The organism is Roseiarcus sp. (assembly GCF_052145395.1).
GTDB lineage: Bacteria > Pseudomonadota > Alphaproteobacteria > Rhizobiales > Beijerinckiaceae > Roseiarcus.
The window spans coordinates 1-6124 of sequence record NZ_JBKQOT010000852.1; the positions used below are offsets into that span (position 1 = coordinate 1).

The 6124-nt window shown below is 68.2% G+C and carries 5 protein-coding genes; 1 reads left to right on the top strand and 4 read right to left on the bottom strand.

Features of this window, described 5'->3' with window-relative positions; translation table 11 throughout:
• Window positions 1-234: 234 nt before the first annotated feature.
• Window positions 235-978 carry a DUF2076 domain-containing protein gene (locus ACLP25_RS29665; protein WP_442472681.1) on the top strand — a complete coding sequence of 248 codons (744 nt, stop codon included), beginning with the start codon at window positions 235-237 and terminating at the stop codon, window positions 976-978.
• A gap of 71 nt (window positions 979-1049) precedes the next feature.
• Here ACLP25_RS29665 and ACLP25_RS29670 read toward each other — a convergent pair whose 3' ends face one another.
• The 4 genes from ACLP25_RS29670 to ACLP25_RS29685 all read right to left on the bottom strand — a co-directional run bounded on the left by ACLP25_RS29670 (window position 1050) and on the right by ACLP25_RS29685 (window position 5591).
• Window positions 1050-2189, bottom strand: a complete 1140-nt coding sequence (locus ACLP25_RS29670; protein WP_442472682.1) for a threonine synthase — start codon at window positions 2187-2189, stop codon at window positions 1050-1052.
• A gap of 32 nt (window positions 2190-2221) precedes the next feature.
• Complete coding sequence (locus ACLP25_RS29675; RefSeq protein WP_442472683.1) at window positions 2222-3031, bottom strand: HesA/MoeB/ThiF family protein; 810 nt, start codon at window positions 3029-3031, stop codon at window positions 2222-2224.
• A gap of 163 nt (window positions 3032-3194) precedes the next feature.
• A complete protein-coding gene (locus ACLP25_RS29680) occupies window positions 3195-4064 on the bottom strand; it encodes a zinc-dependent alcohol dehydrogenase (protein ID WP_442472685.1) in 870 nt (289 codons plus the stop codon).
• Window positions 4065-4193: 129 nt separating this feature from the next.
• Entirely contained in the window at window positions 4194-5591 is a 1398-nt protein-coding gene (locus tag ACLP25_RS29685) for a ClC family H(+)/Cl(-) exchange transporter (RefSeq protein ID WP_442472684.1), read from the bottom strand.
• Between the last annotated feature and the right edge of the window lie 533 nt (window positions 5592-6124).

Here is a 6124-nt window from a genome sequence, read left to right on the forward strand (position 1 = left end):
CGTTTGCCCTCCGTCCTTGCTTGAAAAGCAGGAAACCCCGGCGCCAAACAATATGCTGATGCCGGGGCTTATTGCGGAAATGGCCTAGACGATCGGGATAGCGGAGTAAAGCCGCGCTATCGCCGCAGAGGAGCCTCGCGAACCTACCGAAAATCGGCGAACCCGTCTTGGATTGGCCATGGGCAATGTCCATATGCCCGGCGCGGGCGGTTCAGGCCCGAATCGGAGACCCCTATGACCCCCGAAGAACGTCAGATGCTCGCTGGTCTGTTCGAGCGCATCAATGCGGCCGGCTCGACTCCGCGCGATCCGCAGGCCGAGGCTTTCATCAATGACGCGATTCGCGCCGCACCGTTCGCGCCGTACGTCCTGGCCCAGACCGTGCTCGTCCAACAGCACGCTCTCGAGGCCGCGGCGCACCGCGTCGCCGAGCTTGAGGCGGCGGCGCAGCACGCGGCCCAGCCGGCTCAGGAGCAGGGCAGCTTCCTCGGCAATCTCGGCCGGTCGATTTTTGGCGGCCCGCCGTCGGCGCCCCCGCCGCCACGCCCCGGCTATGATCCGGCCTATCAGCAGCAGCCGGCGCCGGGCTACGCGCCTCCGCCGCCGTCGGGCTACGCGCCCCAGCGGCCCGGGCCGTGGGGCGCCGGCGCGCCGGCGCCCGCGCCCGCTCCGCAGCAGGGCGGCGGAGGCGGCGGCTTCCTGCAGAACGCCGCGTCGACGGCGGCCGGCGTCGCAGGGGGCGTGGCGATCGGCAACCTTCTCGGCGGGCTGTTCTCCGGCCACTCGGGCGGCGGCCTGTTCGGCGGCGGCTCGAACGCCGGCTTCTTGGGCCAGCCCGGCGGCGGCAACGAGACGGTCAACATCTTCGAATCCGATCGGGACCGGGGCGACCAAGGCCAGTTCGACCCGAGCATGCCCGACGACGCCGGCTTCATCGACGACTCGTCGTTCGACGACAATTCGAGCGACGACGTGTGAGCGAAAGCGGGCGCGGTCGCGGACCGCGCCCCCATCCGGCTTCGGGATTGAACCCTCGCGTTTGGCCGTCGCTATAAGGTCTCGACCGTTGTCGCTTCGGCTATGGTCGAGGCGGCTTTGAGGCCCGAGCCCGTCAACAGCGCAACGGTGCTTTCGCGCGGCTTGATCCTGCCGGAGGCGGCGAGTTTGTCGAGCGCCGCAGCCGCGCTCGCGCTGGTCGGCTCGGCGAAAAGGCCCATCCGGGCGAGTCGCCTGAGCGCGCCGACGATCTCCGTTTCGGTTAGCGCGATTGTCCCTCCGTCGCTTTCGTGCAAGGCGGCGATAATCTCTCGCAGGCGAAGCGGGCGCCTGATCGCGGTCCCCTCGGCGATCGTCTTCAGCGCTGGGCGCGGGACGGCCGTGTCCACGCCGGCCGTGAAGCTGGCGTCGATCGGCGAGCAGTTCAGGGGTTGCGCCGCGAACAGACGCGGCAGTCTCGGGATCTGCCCTGCGGCTTTGAGTTCGCGGAAACCGAAGGCGAAACCGAGCAGGCTGCTGCCGGCCCCGACGGGCGCGATGATGTTATCGGGCGCCTTGAAGCCGAAATCCTCCCACAGTTCGTAGGCGAGCGACTTTGTTCCCTCGAGGAAAAGCGGCTGCCAGTTATGGCTGGCGTAAAAAATCCGATCGGACTGGCGGATGGCCTCGGCTTTCGACTCTTCGCGCGCTCCGGCGACCAGTTGCACCTCGGCGCCATAGGCGCGCGCTTGAGCGATCTTCGCGGGCGACGTGTCCGCCGGCGCCAGAATCTTGACCCGCAAATTGCCGGCGGCGCCGTAGCCTGCGATCGAGGCGCCGCCATTGCCTGAACTGTCCTCCAGAACGGCGTCGACGCCCATCTGTCTGAGGACGGATAGCATCACCGAGGACCCCCGGTCCTTGAAACTGCCGGTCGGATTGAACCACTCCAATTTGAAGAAAGGGCGGAGGTCCCCCCACCGCCGCTGCACAAGCGGGGTGCAGCCCTCGCCCATTGTAATAGGGCTTGCGACGTCCACCGGCAGAGCGGCGCGGTAGCGCCACAGGGACCGGACGCCGCGTTCGATCTGGTCGCGCGATAGGCCGGGTCCCGGTGTGATCAAGAGCGGAGTCCGGTCCGGCGTACACCAGCGGGGCGGTTCGAGCGGATAGAGATCCCCGTTGCGCGAGTCGACATAACAGGCGGGCGACATGGCGGCTCTCCGGATCGCGGGCGCTGTCGAGTTCAGGCGGCGGGCGCCGGTATGGCCGTCCCTGTCCCGCTTAGCGGATTGGTCTCGTCCCAGCCGTAGCGCAGCGTCTCGAACCGCATGGCCTTGAGGTCGATCATCAAGAGGCGCCCGACGAGGCCTTCGTCGCCGTCGCCGAAGCCGCCGACGATCTCGCGGATCGCCTCGAGCGCCATCAGGGAGCCGAGAACCCCGCCGATCGCCCCGAGCACCCCGGCCTCGGCGCAGGTCGGGACCATGCCCGGCTCGGGCGGATCGGGAAAGAGGCAGCGATAAGTGGGGTTCGGTTTCCCGTCCGGCCCCGTCTCGTAGGGCTTCAGCACCGTCAGCGTGCCGTCGAACTCACCGAGCGCGGCGGCGACGAGCGGCCGCCGCTCCCAGTAGCAGGCGTCGGAGAGCGCGTAGCGGGTGGCGAAATTGTCCGAGCCGTCGAGCACGACGTCGAAGGGTCTCACGAGCGCGCGCGCGTTCGCCGCGTCGAGCCTCTGGTTGATCGGCTCGACCGCGAGATGCGGATTGAGCCGGCGAATGGCGTCCGTGGCGCTAAGAATCTTCGGCCGGCCGACGTCGTCCGTTCCGTGGAGGATCTGCCGGTGCAGGTTGGAGAGCGCCACGACGTCGTCGTCGACGACGCCGATCGTTCCGACGCCCGCGCCGGCGAGATATTGCAGCGCGGGCGAGCCCAGACCGCCCGCCCCGATCACCAGAACCCGCGCGGCCTTCAGCCGGTTCTGCCCGGGACCGCCGACGCCGCGTAGCACAATCTGGCGCGCGTAGCGCTCGACTTCTTCGCTCGAAAGGCTCATGGCGCGAGTTTACATGGGGCCGCGCCGGCGCGCGATAGTCCGCTGTGAAAACCGCGGTCTTCGCGCTAAGCCTTTGAAAATGCTCGCAGTTGGAACCAAGAATCGGGCAAACAGCCGCTAAGTATTTGAAAACATGGGTTTATTTCCCAAAAAACGCGGTCGCCTACCCGTTCGGAAGCAGCAGCGCCTTCAGATAGCCCGGCCGGCTTTCGGCCAGCGCGGCGAACAGATCCGGGGCGCGGGCGAGCGACGCCTGGTGCGTCACCACCGCCTTCACGTCCACCCGCCCCGAAACGACGAGTTCAATTCCCCGGGCATAGTCATCGCCCATGCGGCGCACGAACTTGATCTTCAAGCCCCGCCGGCGCGCGTCCGCCGCCGGCAGCGTGTAGACGTCCCCGTCCGGTATGCCGGTGAGCACAACCCGGCCGCCGATGCGCGCGGCGGCCACGGCGTCGCGGAACGCCAGCGGGCTGTTGGTCGCCTCGACGACCAGCGGACGGCCTCCCTTGCCCTCGCCGCCGACGAAGTCGGCGACGGAAGCGAAGACGGCGCGAGCGCCGAGCTCGAGCGCCGCCTTGCGCCGGTGCTCGAGCGGTTCGACGACGTCGACGGCGCCGGCGCCCGCGACTTTCAGCACCTGCAGGATCAGAAGGCCGATCGGTCCGGCGCCGAGCAGCGCGACCGGCTCGATCAGGCGGGGCTTGGCGAGATCGACCGCGTGGATGGCGACGCCGAGCGGCGGCGCGCCGATGAACTCGACGTTGGGGCAGAGATTGCCGTAGCCCTCGATGCGCCATTCGCAATGGCCGCAGGCGCCGTTCGGCTCGACAGCGACCAGTGCGCCGCGTCCAAGCCCGAGTTCGGGGACGTCCTCGGCGAGGTAGCCGCCGAATTCGTGGCCCGGCACGAAGCCGTCGCCGACTTTCGCCGAGCCGATGGCGCCGTCCTTGTAATAGTGCAGGTCGCTGCCGCAGATCCCGACCGCGGCGACCTCGATCAGAGTCTCGCCCGGGCGGTCCTTCGCGCAGATTGTACGGCCCCACGCGCACGTCCCGGGCCCCGTGCATAAAGACGGCTTCGCTCGTGCGGCGCTCCTTGGCGTGAGATAGGGGTTCGCGCTTAGACCCTGGCGGCGAGCGGGTAAAGACGCGACGCCGCGTCAGCGCTGGGAGGGCCGGTTGTCCGCGTCCGGCGCCGGTCCGGCGAGCGTAGACTGCACTTTCGACCGATCCGCCGCGAGCATGCGCTTGCGCAGGGTGTCGTAGATCGGCTCGCTTCCCACGGCCGTCGCGAACGCGGCGGCGGCCATGGATGCGACGAGCATCGCCAGGGCGCAATCGGCGCGCCCGGTCATCTCGATGGCGAGAACGGCCCCGGTCAGCGGAGCGCGGACCACCGCGGTGAACATCGCCGCCATGCCCACGACCGCGAACACCGTCGGCGACAAATTCCAGGCAGGCTGCAGGACATTCGCCAGTTGCGCGAAAAGCGCCCCGAAGGTCGCCCCCATCGCAAGAAGCGGCGCGAACACGCCGCCCGGCGTGCCAGCGGCGTAGCTGAACGGACCGACGAAGAAGCGCGCGACGAACAGGACGGCGAGCCCGGCCGCCGCCGGGCTCGAGGCGAGAATGGCGGAAGCCACGCTCTCTCCGCCTCCGATCAGCGAGGGCCCAAACCATCCGAGCGTCCCGACAACAATCCCGACGAATCCCGCGCGCAAGACCGAGGGGATTCGGTGAAACGAGTCACCCGCTTTCAGCAAGGCGATCGTCAAGGCCGAATAGGCCGCCCCGACCAGGCCGAGCCCGGCGCCCATGACGAAGTGATGCAGCAACTGGAAGAGCGGCTGATCGACCGGCGTTCCCGCGTGAAACTCCATGAGATCGCCCAGCGCAGAGCGCATCACGGCGACGGCGGCGCCGGCTGCGCAGAGCGTCGCCAGCACCTGACGCGCCGTGAAGCTGCGGGTCAGCTCCTCGAAGACGAACACCGCTCCGCCGATCGGCGCGTTGAAGGCGACGGCGAGGCCGGCGCCGGCGCCGGCGGCGTGGACGACGGTTTGATCCGGGTCGCGCCGCATGACGCGCTCCGACAGGATCGTCCCGATCGTCGCGCCCATCTGCACGGTGGGGCCTTCCCGTCCGAGCACGAGTCCCGATCCGATCGCCAGCAGTCCAGCGACGAACTTGACCGGAATCACAGCGGCGCCAGCGGGGAAAGCTTCGTTGCGCATCACCGCTTCGACGTGCTGCACGCCGCTTCCGGCCGCCATCGGCGCAAAGCGCACCACCAGCCAGCGCGCGATCATGGCCGCGATCGCGACAGTCAGCGCCACCGCGACAAAGCCTTGCCACCGACTCGCGTGCGCCTCGGCAATCAGCGCGTCGCGCGCCTTGTTGGAGAAGCTGAGCAATCCGCGAAACGCGCTGCCCACGACCCCTATCGCCAGACCGGTCACGAGACTTGCGAACAAGAGCCGCAACAAGCCGGGAATGTCGCCCGCGCGATCCTCGTCCCCGGACCGGCTGCCGACATCCGACGCGCCCGCTTTTAGCATGGCGCGACCGCGCCCCGATTTTTGGACAATCTCCACACGCGCTCGCCCCTCATCGCCCCCGCTCCTCAGGTCCCGATGCCGACGGCCGCTACGCGAGGCAGGTGACTGAGGTGTAGAGAAGGAAGATCGGCTGCGCAACGAGCCGGCGGCGGTCGGAGAAAGAACGGTCTCCCTCCAGTTTCGTCAGCCGAGTCCAGTCTCGATGTCGATGGCGTCGCCGTTGATGTCGGGCAGGACGACCGTCCGGGCCGGATGATTCGTCCGGCGGCGTGAGCCGCCGCCAGTTCCGGCGAGACGATCGAAGGGCCGAATTCCGCGCAAACGCCGAGCGCTTCGGGCAGCGAGCCCAGTCGCGCAGAGTTCAAGGCCAATAGTGGCATCGGCTATCAATGCCGTCGATGGACCGTATTGGACGCCGCGCTGAGAAAGCCTTGAAAGGCAATGGTTTTTTACAATAATTGACGCTAGACGCTACAAGGCAATGAACTGGTGCCGCAAGAGAGATTCGAACTCCCGACCCCATCATTACGAAT

Coding starts and splice junctions, on each gene's coding strand:
- ACLP25_RS29665 (WP_442472681.1), top strand. CDS start 235: ATGACCCCCGAAGAACGTCAGATGCTCGCTGGTCTGTTCGAGCGCATC.
- ACLP25_RS29670 (WP_442472682.1), bottom strand. CDS start 2,189: ATGTCGCCCGCCTGTTATGTCGACTCGCGCAACGGGGATCTCTATCCG.
- ACLP25_RS29675 (WP_442472683.1), bottom strand. CDS start 3,031: ATGAGCCTTTCGAGCGAAGAAGTCGAGCGCTACGCGCGCCAGATTGTG.
- ACLP25_RS29685 (WP_442472684.1), bottom strand. CDS start 5,591: ATGCTAAAAGCGGGCGCGTCGGATGTCGGCAGCCGGTCCGGGGACGAG.